Origin of the sequence: Companilactobacillus paralimentarius (assembly GCF_963227125.1) — a bacterium.
Classification (GTDB): domain Bacteria; phylum Bacillota; class Bacilli; order Lactobacillales; family Lactobacillaceae; genus Companilactobacillus; species Companilactobacillus paralimentarius.
Map to the genome: position 1 here is coordinate 1,978,738 of NZ_OY724131.1, position 22,002 is coordinate 2,000,739.

Genomic DNA, 22,002 nt, shown 5'->3' on the forward strand with positions numbered 1-22,002 from the left:
TTTAAGCATTCGCCATTTCTTTTATAAAATTTATAATTCTATTCCAAGCGTCTTTAGATGCATCGGGGTTAAATTCTTTCAAGTCTTTATGTGTAAATCCATGTTGGCAATCCTTGTAGCATTTATAATTGACCTTAATATTTTCTTTAATCAATGAATCTCTAAATATTTCTTCACCCTTTCGTAGGGAATCATACTCAGCGGAATTTATTAAAGTTGGTGGATAAATACTAAAATCAGAATTTAAAAGCGATGAAAGAGGATTATCCATATCTTCAAAATTATCATATTCCCAATACTGATATTGTTGAATTCTATTTATAGAAATTGCCTTTTGAGGATCAATATAAGTTTGTAATTGATTATTTTGTGAACACGGTGCGTAATTCATAACCAATCCTTTAATAAAATTATTTTTATCCTTATTTTGAAGTTGAACTAACGCTGCAGCAATTTGACCGCCCGCACTACTACCCCCTACAATAAATTTTTTACCTTCGAAATCTAAGTCTCTTCTATGAGAATCACAGTACTTTATAAATTCATAGGTCGTACTGTATGCCAAAGGAAATTTATATTCAGGAGCCAAACAGTAATCAATATTTACAACAATTGCTCCACTTTTCTCACAAATTAATTTACAGTATGGAATATCTAACTGATAATATCCAAGGCACATACCACCGCCATGCATATTAAAATAGACAGACTTTGTCTTTAAGTGTTTAGGATAATAAATGTATCCATCTATGAACCCTATAGAGGTTCTAACTGAAATTTTCTTTGAAGTATCATTGGCCATTTCTTGTTTTAAATAATCATTCAATTTCATTAATTTCGATTTTCTATAATCATAAACATCAGAATCTCTAATTTTTTTATCCAAATAATTACCTTCTTAAATTTATTCGTTGGAACCGGTTTCAAAAACTAGTATAATACAAATATAAGCAAAAGCAACACATTTTTGAAACCGGTTCCAAAAAAAGGAGAAAAAATGACAATAAACGATATAGCAAAAATAAGTGGTGTTTCTAAAAGTTCAGTTTCTAGATATTTGAATGGCGGTAGTATTTCCAAAGCAAACGCTTCAAAAATCGAAAAAGTAATTAAAGAAACAGGTTATAGACCCAATAAAGTCGCCAGTAGATTAAAGGCAACAAATGGAAAAATGATAGGTATCCTCATTAGTGAAATTCAAACAAAAAGTGTTGGGATCATTTTATTTAATTTACAAGAAACACTAAAAAAATTAGGATATCAATTATTTATAATATCTGATAGGCAATGGGAAAATGATAAAATTTCCAATCTAGCATCCCTTGTTTCTCAAGGTGTGGACGGCATCATTCTTGGTACATCACGTCTAACAAAAGATACCTTGAAATACCTTTCGTCATTAAGTATTCCCGTTTTACTTTTAGGTCAAAAAAATAGTATTTTTCCTTATTGTAAAATCAATGATTTTGATGGCGGACTCATGATGGGTCAATATATTAACACTATTACTGATGGACAAATCTTATACTTATCAATGCCCTTATACGATTTGGCTGCTGGTAAAGAAAGACAGGACGGGTTCTTAAGTGCCTTCACTACAAATAGTACTAATGTTCATACTATCGAATGTGGGTATGATCCAGAATCCGTTTATAATCAAAAAGAAAAAATAAATAAAATTAACCCCTCTGTTATTGTTTGTGCTTCCGATTATTTAGTTCTTGGATTGTTAAAGATAATTAACGAAAAAAGTATATCCAATTATCAACATATCAAATATACCGGTTTTGGAGATTATGAATTTAGTGGAGACTATGCTCTATCAATAACCAGTCTAAAGTTTGACTATAAACAGTTGGGAATTAACACAGGTTATAAAATAGTAAATATGGTAGAAGGTAATAACAAACTAACATCAAATGAATTAACATTGAATTTGATAAAAAGGACAAGTACTGAAGGAATTTAAAAAATGACAAATAAAATAATTATTCGAGCAGATGATTTAGGATATTCAAAGGCTGTGGATTATGGAATATATGAAACAATAAAAAATGGATTAATTAATAATGTAGGAATCATGACAAATATGCCTGATGCCGAAAGAGCCTTTAATTTAATAAAGAACTTTGATGTTTGTCTTGGACTACATGTAAACATTTGTACAGGTTTTCCTTTATCCAATCCATCTAAGATTAAAAGTATTACCACAAATAATGGATTCTTCATTCCCTCAAAAAACTATAGGAAATCAAAAAAAGATATTGTTAACTTAGAAGAGGTAACTTTAGAAATACAGGCCCAGTATGATAGATTTATAGAAATTACTGGAAAAAAACCTTCTTATTTCGAAGGACATGCGGTCCAAAGTAAAAACTTTAAAATCGGACTAAAAAGAGTAGCAAAAAGAGAGGACGTAGCTTATTTAGATTTTTCACTTGATCCAGATATTAAAACAATTCCGTTTAAAAATACTATCATGTACCCTTATATGGAAACTTTAAATGAAGGCTTTAATCCTTATGACATGTTGAAAAATGCATCTCTTGATGAGCATAAGGATGGTTTTTCAATGGTCGTTTGTCATCCAGGTTACTTGGACAAGTATATTCTCAATCATTCAAGTGTAACTATTCCCAGAACTGAGGATGTAGAGATGCTCACTAGTCCCAAAGTAAAAAAATGGATTATATCGAATAATATTCAATTAATTAAATATTCCGATATCAAGTGATTCAAAAAGAGGACTCAAACCTAAATGGTCTGAATCCTCTTTTTTATGTTTAATTTAAATTTTTAAATATATATTAATCTTCGTCGTTAAGATCATCTTCATTAAAAACGATGTCTGATGTATCTTCATCATCTTTAATCTTATCAACAGTTGAAGCCATATGATCTTTTAGGGCATCTGTTTTGTCATTAAAAGCATTTACTAAATCACTGTTAGTGTTTAGACCAACGCCACCATTATTGAAATCGCCACGAATAGTCTTAATGTTTTCAATCAACTTTTGTCCTGATTCACTAGTTAAATACTTAGAAGCTAAATAGCCTGATGCGCAGCCTAAAAATAAGCCAACAATAAAATGATTATTTTTCATAACTAATTATTCTTCTTTCTTGGCCATACTTTGGTGGCTGTCTTAAGAACTGTAGCCACATTGCCTAATGTTAATAAGTTTTGAAGACTGAAACCTGAATTATGATGTTCTGAAGTTGCAGCAGCACTCTTCTTACCTAAGTTCTCCACTGTATCAAAAAGTGGATTCAGCTTACTAGACTTACTGTTAACGTCATCCATCAAAGTATTTGTCTTATCAACAAGCTTTGTACTTTGATCCATGATTTCATCTGTATTCTTAGATAAAATCTCCACCATCTTAGTAGTTTCCTTCATTGTTTCTTGTAACTCTTGAAGCAATTTAGCAGTTTGTACTAGTGTTCTGGCTAAATATACAACCAACACTACAAATGCGACTGCAGCAATCAATCCTGCAATTTGTCCACCAGTCATAATATTACCCTCCTGTATTTTAATAGCACTTTCATACTAGCATTATAACAATTTTAGGGCAATTAATTACCAAATAATCCAATCTTGCCACTGTTTTTCTAACTTTTTAATAGCTTGTCCACGATGACTGATCTGATTCTTTTCATCGACTGTAATTTGAGCCATTGTTTTTCCTAATCCCGGCACATAAAACAACGGATCATAACCAAAACCGTCGTCACCTTCTGGGAAAGCACCAATAATTCCATCTACTTTTCCTTCAACGACTAAATCTTTATCATTCTTAGGATTAGCAAAAACTAAAGTTGAAACAAAATGGGCTGTACGTTTTTCTTTAGGGACTCCACCTAATTCACTCAACAATTTAGCATTATTAGCGGCATCATTGTGATCACCAGCATAACGGGCCGAATAGATACCAGGACGACCATATAAAGCATCCACTTGTAAACCAGAGTCGTCAGCAATCGTAGGTAGATTGAAACGTTCCATGACGGCATGAGCCTTTAAAGTAGCATTCTCTTCAAAAGTTTTACCAGTTTCTCTAATTTCGGGAAAATCTGGAAAATCTAATAAAGTCTTGATTTCAAAATGTTCATCATCAAAAACACGCTTGAACTCACGTGCCTTACCAGGATTCTTAGTTGCTATTATTATTTCTTTCATCGTTTCCTCCGATATTTACTAAGCTAATTTCATCAATATCCGTTTTTAACCAACGTTTAGCTAATCTAGAGAATTCTTCAATATCACTAGTTGCATATAATTTCAATGTACGTTGCTTACTATCGGTCAACAAATCATTTTCAGTTAAATATTTGGTTGTCACTTTAACAGTACTTACAGCTGGATCGATTAACTTAGTATCTGGTAAATAATCATTAATTTGTTTCTTTAACATTGGAAAGTGAGTACATCCCAAAATTAAAGTATCATAGTCGTTATCTTTAAAGGGTTTCAAAGTTACTTCAATATTATCTTTGGTCTCTTTAGTATCAGCTTGATCATTTTCAACAAATGAAACGAATTTTTGCGCTGCTACACCTAGAGAAGTCAATTTAGGATTTATCTCTTGAATAGTTTTGTTATAGCTCTTTGAATTGATTGTTGATTCAGTTCCAATAATTCCAATATGACCAGATTTAGTTACTTTAGAAGCTTCTTCAGAACCTGGTTTGATTACTCCAATCATGGGAACAGTAAACTCTTGACGCAAAGTTTGTAATGCGTTGGCAGTTGCTGTATTACAACCATAAATTATTAATTTTACATTTTGACTAATTAAATACTGTACCATTTCACGAGTATAAGATATGATTTGGTCATGTGTTTTGACCCCATAAGGCATTCTAGCCTCATCACCGATAAATACAACGTCTTCGTTAGGTAACTGACGAATCACTTCTTTTACCACTGTCAATCCACCTAACCCAGAATCTAACACTCCAATTGGTCTATTATCACTCATATGTTACCCCTGCCTTCATTTAAGCGAATTATCTGTATTTTATGAAAATAATTATGTGCTATCTTTTACATTGACTTAAAAAGCAATTATTCTAATGATATAATGAATTGTCTGAAAAAAGGAGTTAAAGCAATGGCCGCAAAATCAAATGATCTCAACAAACCAAAGTTAACAGATACCCAAGATGATAAAAGTGAAAATACGTTAACTGAAAATTACTTTGCAGTTTCGGTACTCCGTGATTTTATCCTTCCCGATCTACTCGATAAAGATACCGTCGAACTACTATATTGGGCAGGTAAAAATCTTAGCCGTCAATTGATTCTTGACATGCAAAGCCTACCTGAACTATTTCAAAAAGCTGGCTTCGGTAAACTTGAAATTACCAAGCAAACTAAACATAGTTACATTTATACGTTAACCGGTCCCGAAGTTGTTCAACGTTTTGATACTAATAATGATGATCCAGAGTTTTCATTAGAGACTGGAATAATTGCTGAAACTGTCGAAAAAACTATTGCAGCATATTGCCTAGGCACATATACTGTCGACAGCAAAGCCAAAAGCGTTTCAATTAAAATACAAATTGATCGAAACTAAAGTATACACCAAAAAAGCCCTAATTCAGATGAATTAGGGCTTTTTTTATTGCTATTTATTTGAATTAGTCAGAATAGCCATCAAGAATCTTAGCTAGTTGAGCCTTATTATGGAATCCAGTTATCTTATCAACTACTTCGCCGTCTTTTTTAACAAGCAATGTAGGGATAGCCATAATTCCAAATGATTTAGGCGTATCAGGATTAGCATCTACATCCATCTTTAAAAATTTAACTGAATCATCTTCTTCAGACAATTGTTCAATAACTGGTGATTGCATACGACATGGGCCACACCATGTTGCCCAGAAATCAACTAGGACAACGCCATCTTTTGTTTCTTCCTCAAAATCTTTGTCTGTTACTTCATCAACCATTATAATCACTCCTTAACTGGTTAAATATTATCATTAATAACCTAATTTTTGAAAATATTTTGCTTATATTACAAATCAACAATTGTTGCACCAGAACCACCTGAACTAGCTGGTGCGTAGCCAAATGACTTAACTCGCGGATTACGTTGCAAGTAATTCGTAACACCTTTTCTGATAACACCAGTACCAAATCCATGGACAATTGTTACTTGATTATAACCGGCTAACAAGGCAGCATCAATATATTGATCTAGATCTGACATAGCCTCTTCATAACGTTCACCACGTAAATCTAGCTTACTTGATAGACCTGTGCTCCTTGTTCTTCTGACCATAGTTGGGTTTTTCTCGGGTTCAGGTTCGGCTGATTGAACTTTCTCAAGATCTTCAGCACCAAACTTCATCTTCAAAATACCTAATTGAACTTCATATTCATTATCTTTATTCTTACGAACAATCGTTCCAATTTGGTCGTATGGCAAAGCCTTAACATCATCGCCAACTTTCAAAATTTGTTTACGTTTATTACGACGTAAAACCTTATTCTTCTTGATCGTCTCATCCTGATGTAAGTTCTTCAAACCAGTCTTAGCCGAAATAATCTGATCTTCCTTGACCATTGATCCCTTACGTTCCATTTCGTGAAGATGATCAATAATCTTTTCGGATTCTTTTTTAGCTTTAGCAACAATTTGATTAGCACGAACCTTAGCAGCTTGAATCTCAGAAGCTTTAGATTTATCCAGAGCGTCACTCTTTTGTTCATAATCTTTTTGAACATCTTTATTCTTAGATAATTGAACCTGCAATTGCTCATTCTTCTGTTCAAATTCTTTACGACGATTCTCTAAGTCAGCAATCATGTTATTCAAATCCTGACTCTCACCACTCATCAATGACTGACCACGATCGACAACACTACGATCCATGCCCAATCTAGCTGCAATATTAAAAGCATTACTTGCACCTGGAATGCCAATCAACAATCTGTATGTAGGTTTCAATGACTCATCGTCAAATTCCATACTAGCATTGATTGTCTCTGGCGTATTGTAAGCAAAGACTTTCAATTCAGGATAGTGAGTTGTTGCCATGATAAAGCAATGTGATTGAGCCAATTTTTCTAGAATAGCAATCGCAATTGCAGCTCCCTCTTGGGGATCAGTGCCGGCACCAAGTTCATCGATCAGAACTAAACTGTGTCCTGACACCTTATGGATGATATTAATAATATTATCCATATGAGATGAGAAAGTACTCAAGTTCTGTTCAATTGATTGTTCATCACCAATGTCGACAAAAACTTCATCGAAAACAGCAATTTCACTTTCTTCACGCGCTGGGATAAACAATCCAGCCTGAGCCATCAATTGAATCAGGCCCAAAGTTTTCATAGTAATAGTTTTACCACCAGTATTAGGACCAGTGATCAACATTGTCTTATAGCCATCACCCATTTTAATATCATTAGCCACGACCTTATCAGGATCGATTAGAGGGTGTTTTGCATTATAAAGTTCAACTACATGGTCCTTAGAAATTAAAGGCTCTGTCGCCTTTATTTCACGTGCATACTTAGCTTTAGCATTGATCAAATCAAACTGAGCCAGTACTTCGTTATTTTTGACGATCTCATCAATTTCTGGGCGAACTAAGTCTGACAAGTCATTTAAAATACGGACTTCTTCCATCTTTTCAGAAACCTGAGATTCATGTAATTGATTATTTAGCCCAACAACGGCTTGAGGTTCAATATAAAGCGTTTGACCACTGGCACTTTGGTCATGGACTACACCACCAAACTTAGCCTTATATTCAGTTTTAACTGGAATTACAAACCGATCATCACGCAATGTCACAATTGCTTCGGTTAAATACTTAGTATTTTTACCACGAGTATATTGTTCCATTGATTGTCTAATTTGGTCATTCAAACGAGAAATACGTCCACGAATATACTTCAAATCATCAGAAGCTGTATCCAAAACTCGACCAGTATCATCTAATGAACGAGAAATTCTCTTTGTTAAACCAGGATTATCAATCAACTTATCATTCAATTCATACAATTGACGTAAATCAATTCTGTCATCCTTTAAACCTGCAAAGAACTCTTTTAATTCAGTTGTATTCTGAAGTACTTGTCCTATTTGAGCCAATTCAGTTCCATTTAAATTACCGTCTTTTTTCAAACGGTTGGCCTGATCATGTAGATCAGCCAATTTTCTAACAGGGATTTCTCCCTTAATACGAAGAATGTCAGCACCATCTTTAGTTTGATCGATCAATCTTTGAACAATTGATTCGACTGACATCGGCATTAATTTTTTTAAGAGAGTATTCCCACGCGTTGTGATTAGGTATTTGGCAATTTCAGCTTTGATTTTGTCAAATTCTAATACTTTCAAAGCCTTATTATTCATACTCTTCTCCTGTTATAAAATAAGACTGAAACAAACGTCTCAGTCTTAAAGTTTTACATAGCTCCTATCCACAGATTACTTAGCATTGCCGTTAAACCTGGTGTACTCTTAATCATCGTCGAAGCTACAAATGAATGTTGCAAAGCATGTTGAATTCCGGATACTGGAATCATTGCCAAAATTAATAGGATCATAAAGATCGTTACATATGTGACAACGAAACCAATAATTCCACCGCTTAATATATTGACGTCATTATACATTGGAAAATAAGTTAAACGTTTAAAATAAAGCCCAGCAAAACGAATAATTACCCAACCAATGAAACAAACAAATATAAAAGCAAAGGCACGATAAAATGCATCATCTAATTTCATACCAACTTTTGTCGTAAAAAAGGCAAACTCACTGCCCAAACTAGCTGAAGGGTATGGTACGATCATTTCAAATTTAGGACCAAGGGCCTTATATGTCACCCATGCTAAACAAAAGAACAGTCCATATCCAACTGCATAAAACGCCTCCATGGCAAGGCCACGGCGAGCACCAATATAAAAACCATAAATCAAAAGTAAAATAAGTAAAAGACTAAGCATTATTTCCCCTTACATCAATCATGCTAAAAAGCGAATTTGTGAATCATACTTTAGGATAAAAATACCAAACGATTGGCTTACGCCAATCGTTATTTTTATCTTATTCTTCGTCACTTGTGAAGGTATTTAATACCTCTTGAACCATATCCCATTCTTCAGGATCTTCAATTGGATTCAATTCTCCTGCATCTACATCACCATTTTGGTCTGGTGTGAAAGAAAAGGCTTGAATCTCAATTTCATCTGAATCCTCTGAAGCCTTAGGATATAGAAAGACATATGATTTACCATAATCATCTGAATCAAAAGTAAAGAGAATCTTGTAAACTTCTTTATTACCTTGTTCATCACTTAAAATAACTTCATCTAAATCTTTTGGTGGTTGTTTTTCACTCATATTTATCACCTAATTCCGTGTTAGTTTACCTTTGGCGTCAAGGTAATTTTGTAAAATCATTTCGGCAGCAATTTTATCAACTACCTTCTTACGTTTACGACGTGAAACATTTGCTTCATCAATCAGCATTCTTTCAGCTTGCACAGTTGTCAAACGTTCATCAATAAAATCGACTGGTATATCGAAACGTTCTTCAACCATTTTACCGTATTCACGAGATTTTTCCGCTCTGGGTCCTTCAGTATTATTCATATTTTTAGGCAAACCGAGAACAATCCCCGTAGCCTGCTTTTCTTTAATGATCTCACCTAAACGATCTAAGCCAAAATCATCTTTTTTTTCATTCATATGAATAGTTTCCACACCCTGTGCTGTCCAGCCTAACAAATCGCTTGCTGAGACACCAACAGTTCTTGCACCAACGTCTAAACCTAATAATCGCATTTACTTACCTTGATTGAGATAACTCTTAACTAATTCTTCGATTATCTCGTCTCTTTCATGTTTCAAAATCAAATTACGGGCATCATTATGTCTTGGAATATATGCTGGATCACCAGAAAGAAGATATCCAACAATTTGATTGATTGGATTATATCCCTTTTCTTCTAGTGATTGATAAACACTTTCAAGTGTCTCTTTGACATCTTTGCCTTTGTTTTCATTAAAGTCAAAACTCATTGTTTTATCAAGTGAACTCATGGCAAACCTCCATATAACAAATATTTAAGTGACTAGAATGCTTAGTTCAATTATAGCCCACTTTAATAAGATTTAATAATATCTTTAGCTAATTGTAACGCATTTGTTAAACCAGCTGGATTTTTACCACCGGCTTGTGCCATATCTGGACGACCACCGCCGCCACCTTGAATCTCTTTGGAGATCTTCTTAATGATATCGCCAGCTTTAATACCTTTAGCTTGTGAATCTTTATTTACAGCTACAACTAAACTAGCCTTATTGTCACCACTGGCACCCAAAACAAGAATATCTGACTTCTCATCATTCTTCCATTTATCAGCCAATTGTCTCAATGTAGCCATGTCAGTTGGGATGATATTAGAAATAACTTTATAACCATTAATTTCTTCAATACTATCAAAGACTTCAGCAGACTTTTGACTTGTTAATTGAGTCTTCAAGTTTTGATTGTCACGCTTCAATTCCTTGATTTCATCGACTAATTGACTAGCACGAGCTGGAACATCTTTTAATTGATTTACTCTCATATTCTTAGCTGTCTCTTGCAAAGCTTGCAATTGATCATTTAAGTATTCAAAAGCCTCTTCGCCAGTTACAGCTTCAATTCTTCTTGTACCTGAACCAATAGCTGATTCAGAAGTAATCTTGAAGAGACCAAGTTCTGAAGTATTACGAGCATGTGTACCACCACAGAACTCAGTTGAAAAGTCGTCAATTTCAACAACACGAACGGTATCACCGTACTTTTCACTGAATAGAGCAATAGCGCCCTTCTTCTTCTTAGCTTCTTCAATAGGCAATACTTCTGTTTTAACAGGAATAGCTGCCCAAATTTTTTCATTAACAATTTTTTCAAGTTGACTAATTTGTTCAGGTGTTAATGCTGAATTGCTGTTGAAATCAAATCGTAGATAGTCAGGTTCAACCAAAGATCCGGCTTGATGTGTTCTTGAACTAACAACATCACGTAAGGCTTGGTCCAACAAGTGAGTAGCAGTGTGATTATGACGAACCTTTTCACGGAAGGCACCATCAATCTCCAACTTGTATTCTGCATCAGCATCAATTTCTGACATTACATTTACTAAATGAATATTTTGTCCATTTGGTGCATGCTGAACATCAACAACCTCAGCGACTTGATTACCCTTCAAATCGTAAATATTACCAACATCTGCAACTTGTCCACCCATTTCAGCATAGAAAGGTGTTGTATCGAAGATCAATTGTGCTTGACCTTCGGTAACATTCTTAACTTCTTTATCATTAACAATAATGTTTTTCAAAGTACTTTGTGTTTCGTTATGATCATAACCAACGAATTCGCTAGGTGTCTTGATTTCCATCAAAGTTTCATCTTGCATACCCATAGATTGTAAGTTACCACGAGCATCACGAGCACGTTGTTTTTGTTCTTCCATGTTTTGTTTGAAACCATCTTCGTCAACTGTTAGTCCTTCATCACTAGCATATTCACGAGTTAATTCCATAGGAAAACCGTAAGTATCATAAAGTTTGAAAGCAGAAGCACCATCAATAACTGTTTGATTCTTCTTCTTCAAATCAGCAATTTCACCGTTTAATAGAGCTAGACCAGCATCCAAAGTTTCTGAGAAACGTTTCTCTTCTTGTTGGATAGTCTTAGCAATAAAGTCTTGTTGTTGGCTAACTTCTGGATAGTAACTTTCCATGATCTTACCAACGATTGGAACCAATCTGTAAAGGAATGGTCCATTAACGCCTAGCTTCTTACCATTCAAAACAGCACGTCTGATAAGTCTTCTGATAACATAACCACGACCTTCATTTGAAGGAAGAGCACCGTCACCAACAGCAAATGAGACAGTTCTAGCATGGTCGGCAATGATTTTGAATGAAATATCATCCTCATCATTTACGCCGTATTTCTTGCCACTCAATTCACCAACATCTTTGATCAATGGCATGAATAGGTCTGTTTCAAAGTTAGTCTTTGTTCCTTGAATAATAGATACAAGACGTTCTAGTCCCATACCCGTATCAATGTTTTTATGTGGTTGTTCTACATATTGACCATTTGGTAAATGATTCAATTCTGAGAAAACAATGTTCCATACTTCGAGGTAACGTTCGTTTTCGCCACCAGGATAGTTCTCAGGGTCATCTTCAGAAAGGTTATTGAACTCTTGACCACGGTCATAGAAAATCTCTGAATCAGGACCACAAGGACCTTCACCGATATCCCAGAAGTTGTCTTCATTCTTAAGAATATGATCTTGAGCAATTCCTGCTTCAGCCCAAAGTTTTTGTGTTTCAGTATCCTTAGGATAAGTTGTGATATAGAGATTATCTTTATCCATACCAATCCAATCAGGACTTGTTAAAAATTCAAAAGCCCAAGGAATAACTTCTTTTTTGAAGTAATCACCAACTGAAAAATTACCAAGCATTTCAAAGAAAGTTTGGTGACGAGCTGTACGTCCAACATTTTCAATATCATTAGTTCTGATACATTTTTGAGCATTGGTGATACGAGGATTTTGTGGGACAACTGTTCCATCAAAATACTTTTTCAAAGTAGCAACACCAGAGTTGATCCATAACAAAGTTGGATCATCATGTGGAATCAATGATGCACTAGGTTCAATCATGTGACCTTTTGTTTGGAAAAAGTCTAAAAACATCCTTCTTATTTCAGCACTTGATAAGTTTTTCATTTTATCTCCCCAAAAAACGAAAAATCGTTGCAAGTCCAAGGACGCCCATGCGCGGTACCACCTTGTTTGCAACGATTTCGTTAGCCTCTCAATATTTTATATACAATTTAAATTGGCAGCATCTTTACATTAAATACATAGGCCTTCACACCAACTGGCCTTCTCTGAAAGTATTTAATACAAGATATATCCAAAGAAAATATTAACCACCAACTGAAAAATTGTCAATATTAAAACTAACTATTATTTTTACGTCTTGCATCTCTTTGCTTACGTCTCTCTTGTCTGATCTCAATTTTACGTTGTTGACGACGCTCATCTGAGATAGCTTGCTTGATCTTTTTCTTATATCCTGGTTTCTTCTTAGTCTTCTGTTTCTTAACGAAACCAACTAACTTAGTATCAAGTTTTTCTTGAGTTGCCTTACGGCTTTGACGACGATCACGTTCTTTAACGTCAACGATCTCACCATTCTTAATGTCCTTAGGTTCAAACTTGATGCCCATATGTTCAATCTCATCAACCTTGTGATCTTCACCTGGTTCGTACAAAGTAATGGCAATACCAGACATCCCATTACGACCAGTTCTACCAACACGGTGAATAAAGAAGTCTAGATCATCAGGAATTTCAGCATTGATAACATGAGATACACCACTAATGTCAATACCACGTGCAGCCAAATCAGTAGCTACAACAAATTGATACTCCATGTTTTCAATCTGCTTCATAGTTCTCTTACGTTCTCTAGGTGTTAAACCACCATGAATACGAGCTGTTTTCAAACCCTTATTACGCAAGTAATGATAAATTTCATCTACAGTCTTCTTAGTATTAGCGAATACCAAAACCATATATGGTTCACCAATTGTCATAAGTCGATAAATAATCTCTTTCTTATCACGACCATGAGTGAACATTAGCCAGTTATCAACATTCTTAGGAATAATGCTACTATTCTTAATTTCAACTCGTTTGGGACCATGCATGTATTTGTCCAAAAATGGTTCCAATTTTTGTGGAATTGTAGCTGAGAAGACCATCATTTCACGATCTTCTGGTAATTTATTAGTAATTTGATCAACATCATTCAAGAAGCCCATGTCTAAAGTCATATCGGCTTCATCGACAACATATCTTTGAACATTATCAACATGTAAGTCGTTTTCACGAATTAAATCCCAAAGTCTTCCGGGAGTACCGATAGCAATTTGTGGTTGATGTGCTTCTAGCTTTCTCTTTTGACGATCACGGTCAGCTCCACCAACAAAAATGAAAGCATTATATTCTTCAGGATAATTCTTCAAAATATTCTGTGTATCTTCGTATATTTGGTAAGCTAACTCTCTACTTGGGGTAGCAATCAACAATTGAACCTCTTGGTCCTTTGTCAAAGCATTCATCGATGGCAACAAGAAAGCATGCGTCTTACCTGAACCTGTTTCAGATTGAACAATAATATCTTTTTTCTTATTGACCAATGAGATTACAGCCTCTTGAACCTTTGTTGGTTCATCGAAATGTATTTCTTTTAATGATTTATTGATAGCATCATTAAAGTTGTATTGTGAAAATTTAGTCATCTATTCACCCTTCTGATTAAAATCAGTCACTATTTTTATTAGTTCCTTAAACATTTGTTTAACTTCATCAAGATCCTTAGCTGTAGCACCACTAGCTAATGGATGTCCACCACCATCATGTCTTTTAGCCAATTCGTTGATAACTGGTCCTTGAGAACGCAAATGCATTCTAAATGTACCATCATCCTTTTGGACGGCCTCCATCCATGAACAAACTTCTTTTAGTCGACCTGGTGTAGAAACTACTGAGTTTGCTTCTTCTTGGTTAAGATTTAACTTCTTCATTAAATCATCATCAATAATAGCTAGAGCAGCTCCTGAATCATCGATTTGCAAAATATCATAAATGAAGCCTTGTAACTTAGCTTGTTTCAAGCTAACTTCATTCATCTTATTGTTAATACCAGCAGTATCAACACCTAGCGCAATAAACTTTCCGGCAACTTGCATTGTATGTTCAGTCGTTGCTGGATAAAGGAATCTCCCTGTATCGCCAACAATACCAGCATACAAATAATAAGCAACTTTCTTTGTCAATTGTAGTTCATCACTGCTATCAATCAAATCAGCTATGATTTCTGAACAAGAACTGGCATCAGTATTAACAAATAATTGGTCACCGTATGGTTCATCGTTAGGATGATGATCGATTTTTACTAAAAATGCTCCATCATTATAACGTTGATCGTCAATACGAGGTTCATTAGCGGTATCAACAACAATTACTAAAGCACCTTGATAATCTTCAGCAGATACTTTTTGAGCAGTTGATAACCACTTCAAGCCTTCGGTATCATTTCCGCCAATTAAAACTTTTTTATCAGGATAAGCCTGACGAATGACGGTTGCTAAGCCAGCTTGGGATCCCAATGCATCAGGATCTGGATTTTGATGACGTAGAATGATAATTCTATCATATTTTTTTATTGTTGCAATTATTTCAGCAAAGCTATTCATTATAATTGTCCCCCTTATAAGACAAATTCAAAGAAACTTCTTCATATGACAATGGATCTAAATTAGTAACTGTGATCCCTAATAGTCGAATCTTTTGGTCTGTTACCCTTAATTTATCATAAATATCCTTGGCAACACGATAAATTTCGGTTTTTGTTTGGACATAATCTTGAAAACTCATCCGTTTGGTAATCGTTTCAAAATCTGAATTACGTAATTTAAGAACGACAGTCTTGCCGTGTTGACGTTGCTTTTTTAAATCTTTACTGACTAGATCAGCTAAAAAATCTAATTCCTGAAGTATTTGTTCATCTGTAACTAAATTACGATTATAAGTTCTCTCACGACCAATTGATTTCCGAATTCGATGTCCATTCACTAATGAATCATCGATTCCATGAACTCGTTTATATATGATATACCCCATTTTACCAAAATTCTTCAAGAAGATGTCTTGATCTAACTTTTGTAGATCACCACCTGTGTAAATGCCCATATCATGCATTTTTTGCTGCATGGCTTTACCGATACCATTGAATTTTTCAATTGGAATTGGTCTCAAGAAATCTTCAGCATATTTGCCAAGAATAATCGTTCTACCAAATGGTTTTCGATAATCTGATGCCATTTTGGCCAAAAATTTATTATAAGAAATTCCTACTGAACAGGTCAACCTAGTTTCTTTAACAATCCTTTGCTGAATATAATTAGCAATTTTTATCGTATTTGTCTCATGTAATTTATTCTGTGTGACATCAAGATACGCTTCATCCAAAGCTACTGTTTGATAATTATCCGTTACCTCATGAAAAATATCATGAATTTGATCTGAAACCTGACGATACAATTCAAAATGTGGCGGTGTGATAACTAACTTTGCTCGGGGAATTAAGTCAACCGCTTCTTGAGCTGGCATGGCCGAATGAGCACCATATTTTCGAGCATTATAATTTGCCGTAGTCACAACTCCATGATGATTATGTTTTCGCGGATCTTGAGCCACAATTAAGCACTTTTTCTTATATTCAGGATGTTCTCTTTCTTCCACAGAAGCGAAAAAAGCATCCATGTCGACATGGATGACTTTTCGATTTTCTTCAATTTTAATTGGTATTTTTAAAAAGATGGCTTAACACTCCTCTAGTCATCCCAAACCCATGAGTTGCCATTACGTTCCAATAACATTTCAGCTGCATCGGGACCCATTGAACCACTCAAATAGTTTGGAAAATCAGGTGTTTGTTCATCCCAACGATTTCTGATCGTATCAATATACTTCCAGGTACTTCTCAATTCATCCCAAAGTGTGAAATGAACACGATTACCAGAAAGAATATCAATGATCAAACTCTCATAAGCTTCACGAGCTTTGTCGAATTCAGCTTCTTCTGGGAAGGAAATAAAGTCCTGACCTGATTCCTTATAATCGATTCCATTGATTAAAATACTATTACCATTAACTCTCTCAATCAATAAAGTAACGACAGTATTAGGCTTGATACCTACTTCATCAACTTTATCATTGAAAACAATATCAATTCTTGATGATTTTTCAGGCATACGTTTACCAGAACGAACGTAGAATGGCACACCACTCCAACGTTTTGTATCGAATTGAATATTGCCCGCAACAAAGGTTTCAATATTAGAATCTTCAGCTACGTTATCCTCTTGACGATAAGCCTTTTTATCACCTAGTTTGTCAGTATCGTATTGTCCACGTACAAAGTCAGTATCGACTCCCTCTGGAGTCAATTTCTTAAGACTGCTAAAGAGGTCAGTCTTATTCTTATGAATAATTTTAGCATCCGTAGCTTCAGGATCATCACTGGCAACAGTACCAATAATTTGCATAATATGATTCTGTACCATATCACGTAATACACCGGCTGTTTCGTAGTAACCACCACGATCTTCAACACCAAGGGATTCGGCAAGCGTGATTTGAATATTTGAAACATATTTGTTATTCATTGCTGCTTCAAGCTTAGGATTATTGGCACGAATGTGGGGAATATCTTGAATCATTTCCTTGCCTAAGTAATGATCAATACGGTAAATATCATCCTCTGGAAAGGCTTTAGAAATATTACCGTTTAATTCGCAGGCAGAATCTAAATCACGACCAAATGGTTTCTCAATTACTAAACGATTATAACCGTCTGTTGTCTTCAAACCTTCGGAATTAATGTGCTCAGCAACTGTACCGAAAAATCTAGGAGCAATTGCCATGTAGTAAACACGATTATGACCAGCTTCAAATTGATCATCTAACTTAGCAGCTAAATTCTTCAAAGCAATATAATGTTCTGAATCATTAACGTCATGTGATTGGTAGAAGAAGTGCTTAGCAAACCCCTTCATGATATCCTCACTATCATCAAAGTAATCTTTCAAAGAAGTGATAACAGTTTCACGAAAATAGTCATCACTCCATGGACGACGAGCAGTACCAATGACGGCAAAATGATCTTTTAAAATCCCCGATTTATAAAGACGGAACAAAGATGGATATAGTTTCCGATGTGCTAAATCACCAGAACCCCCAAAAATAATAAAAATTGCTGATTTTTCTGTAACCATTTTTAAACTCCTTTGAATGCATCATGTAGTTATATTTTACAACATGAATTATTAAACATCTTGATTTATGACTTATTATTTTTTAAATAATTTACTAACTATACCTTATCTAACGGCATTATTTATTTAACACTTTAAATAATAACCCCTAGAGTGTACTTTAACGCAAATCATATGCTAAAAAGAGCGTAAAAAAATAATCCTCCGTTTAACGGTTGGATTATTTTTTAATTAATTAAAGAATTATTTTGTTTCTTCTTTAGAATCAGCAGCAGTATCAGCAGGCTTTGTATCTTCTACCTTTTCTGTTTCGTCTGACTTAGTGTCATCTGAAACTTCTGCCTTAACATCTTCTTTAGCAGCATCGTTCTTAACTTCATTGTTGTCTTCAGCAGCCTTATCAGCAGCTGGCTTTGTAGCACCAGCAGCGACTGGAGTTGTACGACGAATGAAATTCAAATCAAATGTTAGATAAATTCCATCACAGTCAACAACAACTTCTTTGTTATCACGATCGATTGAAGCAACAACACCTTTAATACCGCCAAGTGTAACAACTTTGTCACCCTTTGACATCTCTTTAAGCATTTCTTGACGCTTTTGTTGTTGTTTCTTTTGTGGACGAATGGAGATAAAGTACATACCAACAAACATAATAACAACAAAGATCAAAAGACCCATTGAGCCACCAGCACCAGCGCCGGCACCTAACGTAAGCATATTCAAATTTTCCACCTCTTAATAATTTACATACTTATAGGTTACCAAAAATATAACCTTGTTTCCAGACTAGAAGACTTTTCTTATCAAAATCTTCTAAAATTTCTTAGCATCTTTTTTATTGAAACCATATTCTTCAAAGACATGTTCTCTAAATTCAAGTAAATTATCATCCCTGATAGCTTGACGAACACCCTTCATTAAATTCAACAAGAAATATAGATTATGATAACTAGTCAAATGTGTACCAAATAATTCATTGGCATTGATCAGATGACGGATATAAGCACGTGTATAGTTACGACATACGTAACAATCACAGTTATCATCCAATGGCGTAAAATCATGAGCATACTTGGAATTCTTAACAACTAAACGACCGTGGCTGGTCATACATGTACCATTACGAGCAATTCTAGTTGGTAGAACACAGTCAAACATGTCAATTCCACGAATAACACCGTCAATCAAGGAATCAGCTGTACCAACTCCCATTAGATATCTAGGTTTATTTTCAGGCAACATTGGTGTTGTAAAATCTAACACTCGATTCATTTCACCCTTTGATTCACCAACAGATAAACCACCAATTGAGTAACCGGGAAAATCCATGCTAACAAGATCACGAGCACTTTGCTTACGAAGATCTTCAAAGCCTCCACCTTGAACAATTCCAAATAGAGCTTGCCAATCAGGATTACGATGAGCTTGCAAACCACGTTCAGCCCAGCGACTTGTTCTGGCAACTGATTTCTTGATATAGTCGTAGCTTTCAAAGAATGGTGGACATTCATCCAAACTCATCATGATATCAGGACCTAAGTAGTTTTCGATCTTGATAGCTTTTTCTGGTGAAAGGAATTCTTGACGTCCATTCAAATGATTTCTAAAGTGAACTCCCGCTTCAGTGATATCACGCATATTAGCTAGTGAGAAAACTTGGAAACCACCTGAATCAGTCAAAATACCCTTGTCCCAGTTCATGAATTTGTGTAAACCACCGGCTTCTTGAACAATATCTTCGCCAGGACGTAACCATAAGTGATAGGTATTTGCCAAGATAATTGAAGCACCGATTTTTTCCAAATCCTCAGGTGCCATATTTTTAACAGAGGCTTCTGTTCCAACAGGCATAAACATTGGTGTTTCAAATGTTCCATGGGGTGTCTCTAACAATCCCAAACGAGCACCAGTATGCTTTTCCTTCTTAATTAATGTGTACTTAATAGCCGATTCCATAACTTTCCTCTACTTAATGAACATTGCATCCCCAAAACTAAAGAAGCGATATTTCTCTTCTACAGCGTGTTGGTATGCGTTCAAAATATTTTCTCTTCCGGTAAATGCTGCAACTAACATGACTAAAGTTGATTTTGGCAAATGGAAGTTAGTGATGAACTCATCAACAACTTTCCACTCGTAACCTGGCTTAATAAAAATATCAGTCCAACCACTGTCAGCTTTGATCTCACCATTAAATTTAGTTCCGATTGTTTCCAAAGTTCTAATTGAAGTTGTTCCAGTCGCAACAATCTTGCCACCATTCTTCTTCACTTCATTTAAGGTCTTAGCGGAATCTTCATCCAAACGATAGAATTCAGAATGCATCACATGTTTACTAATATCTGATTCAGTCACTGGTCTGAAGGTTCCCAAACCTACATGCAAAGTAATATAAACTAACTTAACACCTTTATCCTCAACCTTTTTCAACAGATCTTTGGTCCAATGAAGTCCTGCTGTTGGAGCAGCGGCTGAACCATTTTCCTTAGCATAAACTGTTTGATAGCGATCAGGATCATCTAATTTTTCTTTGATATAAGGAGGTAAAGGCATTTCACCCAATTGTTCTAGGATCTCCATAAAGATACCTTGATAGTGAAATTCAATAATCTTACCACCATGTTCGAGGTCCTCAAGTACTTCTGCCTCAAGTTGTCCGTCACCGAATTCAACCTTTGTTCCTACCTTGGCACGTCGAGCAGGTTTCATTAAGACTTCCCACTTATCGCCCTCAATATTATTTAAAAGTAATACTTCCTCATGTCCATCGGTATCTTCCTTAGTACCATATAAACGTGCTGGTAAAACACGAGAATTATTCATTACCAAAGCATCACCGGGATTCAAATAATCAAGAATATCATAAAAATGCTTGTCTTGATATTCTCCTGTTTCATGATCCAAGACTAATAATCTTGATTGATCACGATTTTTAATTGGTGTTTGCGCAATAAGTTCTTCCGGCAAATCATAATCAAAATCTTCTGTTGTTAGTGTCATTGTAAACTCTCCTTTTAATCGTGGAATAATGTTTTTCTTGAGATACACCAAAACGAGTAAATCACTTTACTCGTTTTGTTCGGGATAAGGTAATCCCATGTGTTCATAACCTTTTCTCGTGACAACACGACCTTTAGCTGTACGCTTCAAGAATCCCATTTGCATTAGATATGGTTCATAAACTTCTTCAATTGTTTCTTGTTCTTCACCAATATTAGCGGCGATAACTTTCAACCCAACTGGACCACCACTGTATAGTTCAATTATCATCGACAAAATTCGACGGTCTAGATGATCAAGTCCGGCATCATCAACTTGTAATTGGTTCAGAGCCGACTCAGCCATATCATAGTCAATCGTATCTTTATTAGCGACTTGAGCAAAATCGCGCACTCGCTTCAACAAACGATTGGCAATTCTAGGCGTTCCTCGAGATCGACGAGCAATTTCATGGGCTCCTTCTTCGTCAACATTAATATTCAAAACACTGGCTGAACGAAAAACAATTTTGGATAATTCATCTATGGTATAGTACTCCATTCTTTCGACAATTCCAAACCGATCTCGTAAAGGTGCCGAAAGTTTTCCAGCAGCAGTCGTAGCACCAATTAATGTATAAGGAACCAACTGATGATGTAGTGATCGTGATTCACTACCTTGACCAACAATAATATCAATGTAGAAATCTTCCATAGCCGAATAGAGCACTTCTTCAATAGCTCGGGGCATACGATGAATCTCGTCAATAAACAGGACATCGCCTGGTTCCAATTCATCCAAAACAGCTACCAAATCACCAGACTTTTCAATCGAAGGACCTGTAGTTGTATGAATATTAACTCCCATTTCATTGGCAATGATCATTGCTAAAGTTGTTTTACCTAACCCAGGAGGACCATATAGCAAAACATGATCCAGCGTCTGTTGACGTTGTTTAGCAGCTTTGATATAAACATCTAACTCTTTCTTAGCTTTCTCTTGACCTAAATATTGGTCAAAAGTTTGTGGACGAAGTGTTTGTTCAATAACATCTTCATTGTTATCAAGTGAATCTGCGTCTGTTAAACGTTCACTCTCATCATTCTCGTTATCTGCGAT

General features: G+C 35.2%; 22 protein-coding genes and 1 pseudogene. 3 read left to right on the forward strand and 20 right to left on the reverse strand.

Going from position 1 to position 22,002, the window contains the following annotated elements:
• Position 1 precedes the first annotated feature (1 nt).
• Complete coding sequence (locus ACI6PB_RS09700) at positions 2-886, reverse strand: alpha/beta hydrolase fold domain-containing protein (RefSeq protein ID WP_056955744.1); 885 nt, start codon at positions 884-886, stop codon at positions 2-4.
• Between the two features lie 111 nt (positions 887-997).
• Between ACI6PB_RS09700 and ACI6PB_RS09705 the strand changes: the two genes are divergently transcribed.
• Both ACI6PB_RS09705 and ACI6PB_RS09710 read left to right on the forward strand, forming a co-directional pair.
• Positions 998-1,969, forward strand: a complete 972-nt coding sequence (locus tag ACI6PB_RS09705) for a LacI family DNA-binding transcriptional regulator (RefSeq protein ID WP_025084650.1) — start codon at positions 998-1,000, stop codon at positions 1,967-1,969.
• 3 nt (positions 1,970-1,972) lie between these two features.
• The gene (locus tag ACI6PB_RS09710; RefSeq protein ID WP_404327364.1) at positions 1,973-2,734 is read left to right on the forward strand and encodes a ChbG/HpnK family deacetylase; all 762 of its coding nucleotides are present in this window, start codon (positions 1,973-1,975) and stop codon (positions 2,732-2,734) included.
• Positions 2,735-2,807: 73 nt separating this feature from the next.
• Here the strand turns inward: ACI6PB_RS09710 and ACI6PB_RS09715 are convergent, their stop codons facing one another.
• The 4 genes and pseudogenes from ACI6PB_RS09715 to murI form a co-directional block, all read right to left on the reverse strand.
• On the reverse strand, positions 2,808-3,104 hold the full coding sequence (locus ACI6PB_RS09715; protein ID WP_025084649.1) for a hypothetical protein: 297 nt from the start codon (positions 3,102-3,104) through the stop codon (positions 2,808-2,810).
• Between the two features lie 2 nt (positions 3,105-3,106).
• Positions 3,107-3,517: a DUF948 domain-containing protein gene (locus ACI6PB_RS09720; protein ID WP_025084648.1), complete on the reverse strand. Its 411-nt coding sequence runs from the start codon at positions 3,515-3,517 to the stop codon at positions 3,107-3,109.
• A gap of 66 nt (positions 3,518-3,583) precedes the next feature.
• Positions 3,584-4,195 (reverse strand): annotated as a pseudogene (locus tag ACI6PB_RS09725) (XTP/dITP diphosphatase); the annotation flags it as partial.
• Positions 4,158-4,985, reverse strand: coding sequence for a glutamate racemase (gene murI / locus ACI6PB_RS09730; protein ID WP_025084646.1), 828 nt, complete (start codon positions 4,983-4,985; stop codon positions 4,158-4,160). The pseudogene ACI6PB_RS09725 and the gene murI, both read right to left, overlap by 38 nt.
• A gap of 132 nt (positions 4,986-5,117) precedes the next feature.
• Here murI and ACI6PB_RS09735 point away from each other — a divergent pair, with 132 nt between their 5' ends.
• Positions 5,118-5,585, forward strand: a complete 468-nt coding sequence (locus tag ACI6PB_RS09735) for a DUF2507 domain-containing protein (RefSeq protein ID WP_054642560.1) — start codon at positions 5,118-5,120, stop codon at positions 5,583-5,585.
• A 64-nt stretch (positions 5,586-5,649) separates the two neighbouring features.
• On the opposite strand, the gene trxA is transcribed toward ACI6PB_RS09735, so the two are convergent.
• The 15 genes from trxA to ruvB all read right to left on the reverse strand — a co-directional run bounded on the left by trxA (position 5,650) and on the right by ruvB (position 22,002).
• Entirely contained in the window at positions 5,650-5,961 is a 312-nt protein-coding gene (trxA, locus tag ACI6PB_RS09740; protein ID WP_025084645.1) for a thioredoxin, read from the reverse strand.
• A 68-nt stretch (positions 5,962-6,029) separates the two neighbouring features.
• The gene (locus ACI6PB_RS09745) at positions 6,030-8,384 is read right to left on the reverse strand and encodes an endonuclease MutS2 (protein ID WP_404327365.1); all 2,355 of its coding nucleotides are present in this window, start codon (positions 8,382-8,384) and stop codon (positions 6,030-6,032) included.
• A 53-nt stretch (positions 8,385-8,437) separates the two neighbouring features.
• Positions 8,438-8,980, reverse strand: coding sequence for a CvpA family protein (locus ACI6PB_RS09750; protein WP_025084644.1), 543 nt, complete (start codon positions 8,978-8,980; stop codon positions 8,438-8,440).
• Between the two features lie 100 nt (positions 8,981-9,080).
• A complete protein-coding gene (locus ACI6PB_RS09755) occupies positions 9,081-9,377 on the reverse strand; it encodes a DUF1292 domain-containing protein (RefSeq protein WP_025084643.1) in 297 nt (98 codons plus the stop codon).
• Positions 9,378-9,386: 9 nt separating this feature from the next.
• The gene (gene ruvX, locus ACI6PB_RS09760; protein WP_404327366.1) at positions 9,387-9,821 is read right to left on the reverse strand and encodes a Holliday junction resolvase RuvX; all 435 of its coding nucleotides are present in this window, start codon (positions 9,819-9,821) and stop codon (positions 9,387-9,389) included.
• Positions 9,822-10,079, reverse strand: coding sequence for an IreB family regulatory phosphoprotein (locus ACI6PB_RS09765; protein ID WP_025084641.1), 258 nt, complete (start codon positions 10,077-10,079; stop codon positions 9,822-9,824).
• A gap of 62 nt (positions 10,080-10,141) precedes the next feature.
• The gene (gene alaS, locus ACI6PB_RS09770) at positions 10,142-12,778 is read right to left on the reverse strand and encodes an alanine--tRNA ligase (RefSeq protein ID WP_404327367.1); all 2,637 of its coding nucleotides are present in this window, start codon (positions 12,776-12,778) and stop codon (positions 10,142-10,144) included.
• A 236-nt stretch (positions 12,779-13,014) separates the two neighbouring features.
• Entirely contained in the window at positions 13,015-14,361 is a 1,347-nt protein-coding gene (locus ACI6PB_RS09775) for a DEAD/DEAH box helicase (RefSeq protein WP_025084639.1), read from the reverse strand.
• Positions 14,362-15,318, reverse strand: coding sequence for a bifunctional oligoribonuclease/PAP phosphatase NrnA (locus ACI6PB_RS09780; RefSeq protein ID WP_025084638.1), 957 nt, complete (start codon positions 15,316-15,318; stop codon positions 14,362-14,364).
• Positions 15,311-16,444: a DNA polymerase IV gene (dinB, locus tag ACI6PB_RS09785; RefSeq protein ID WP_034543857.1), complete on the reverse strand. Its 1,134-nt coding sequence runs from the start codon at positions 16,442-16,444 to the stop codon at positions 15,311-15,313. Before dinB ends, ACI6PB_RS09780 begins: the two co-directional genes overlap by 8 nt.
• A gap of 14 nt (positions 16,445-16,458) precedes the next feature.
• Entirely contained in the window at positions 16,459-17,901 is a 1,443-nt protein-coding gene (gene zwf, locus ACI6PB_RS09790) for a glucose-6-phosphate dehydrogenase (protein WP_404327368.1), read from the reverse strand.
• 243 nt (positions 17,902-18,144) lie between these two features.
• Positions 18,145-18,621: a preprotein translocase subunit YajC gene (yajC, locus tag ACI6PB_RS09795; protein WP_404327978.1), complete on the reverse strand. Its 477-nt coding sequence runs from the start codon at positions 18,619-18,621 to the stop codon at positions 18,145-18,147.
• Positions 18,622-18,717: 96 nt separating this feature from the next.
• Positions 18,718-19,860: a tRNA guanosine(34) transglycosylase Tgt gene (tgt, locus tag ACI6PB_RS09800; protein ID WP_054642551.1), complete on the reverse strand. Its 1,143-nt coding sequence runs from the start codon at positions 19,858-19,860 to the stop codon at positions 18,718-18,720.
• A gap of 9 nt (positions 19,861-19,869) precedes the next feature.
• The gene (gene queA, locus ACI6PB_RS09805; RefSeq protein ID WP_025084634.1) at positions 19,870-20,904 is read right to left on the reverse strand and encodes a tRNA preQ1(34) S-adenosylmethionine ribosyltransferase-isomerase QueA; all 1,035 of its coding nucleotides are present in this window, start codon (positions 20,902-20,904) and stop codon (positions 19,870-19,872) included.
• A 66-nt stretch (positions 20,905-20,970) separates the two neighbouring features.
• Complete coding sequence (gene ruvB, locus ACI6PB_RS09810) at positions 20,971-22,002, reverse strand: Holliday junction branch migration DNA helicase RuvB (RefSeq protein ID WP_152319290.1); 1,032 nt, start codon at positions 22,000-22,002, stop codon at positions 20,971-20,973.